This window comes from Treponema sp. R8-4-B8 (assembly GCF_054786175.1).
In genome coordinates this window covers 1-472 of the sequence record NZ_BDHE01000342.1, presented here as the reverse complement: position 1 = coordinate 472, position 472 = coordinate 1, and the positions used below count along the sequence as shown (strand labels likewise).

Sequence of the window (472 nt, the reverse complement as noted above, 5' to 3'; positions counted from 1 at the left end):
AAAAGTGATGTAGGAATAATCGCTTGCATACTCAATTTTACTCGCAATAAGAGGATATAATGTGTCGGTTTCATCCAAGGATTGAGCCATCAAGGTATCTGTCTCTTATACACATCTAGATGTGTATAAGAGACAGATGTTGGCTTTTCAAGCATGTTTATACAGCGTAAAAACGTCGATTTACCCGAACCTGATGGACCAATCACGGTAATTACATCACCCTCGTCTACATTCAGGCTTATTCCGTTAAGCGCATCGAAGGTATTAAATGTTTTGTAGACGTTTTCAACGCGGACTTTTATCGCCATAACTCAACCTTTTTTCAATATACGCCGAAATCTGCGAAAGAATAAAAATGATAATCAGATAAAAAAGCCCCACGATTGTCCACGTAGTAAAGGACTGCATCGTAGTTCCAATGTATATTTTAGCCTCGTAACAAATATCTGCCAAACTTACTACAGAAATAATC

Annotated in this window: 2 protein-coding genes; both read right to left on the bottom strand. The window is 37.7% G+C overall.

Annotated features, from left to right (window positions below; all coding sequences use genetic code 11):
• Window positions 1-89: 89 nt before the first annotated feature.
• Window positions 90-308 (bottom strand): ATP-binding cassette domain-containing protein, encoded by a 219-nt coding sequence (locus ACYVRA_RS08680; RefSeq protein WP_461252319.1) that lies wholly within the window; start codon window positions 306-308, stop codon window positions 90-92.
• Window positions 286-472 (bottom strand): hypothetical protein (locus ACYVRA_RS08675; protein ID WP_461252318.1); only part of this gene is annotated, 187 nt, incomplete at its 5' end. The genes ACYVRA_RS08675 and ACYVRA_RS08680, both read right to left, overlap by 23 nt.

Excerpts from the sequence above, each read along its gene's own strand:
- ACYVRA_RS08680 (WP_461252319.1), bottom strand. The coding sequence starts at position 308 with ATGGCGATAAAAGTCCGCGTTGAAAACGTCTACAAAACATTTAATACC.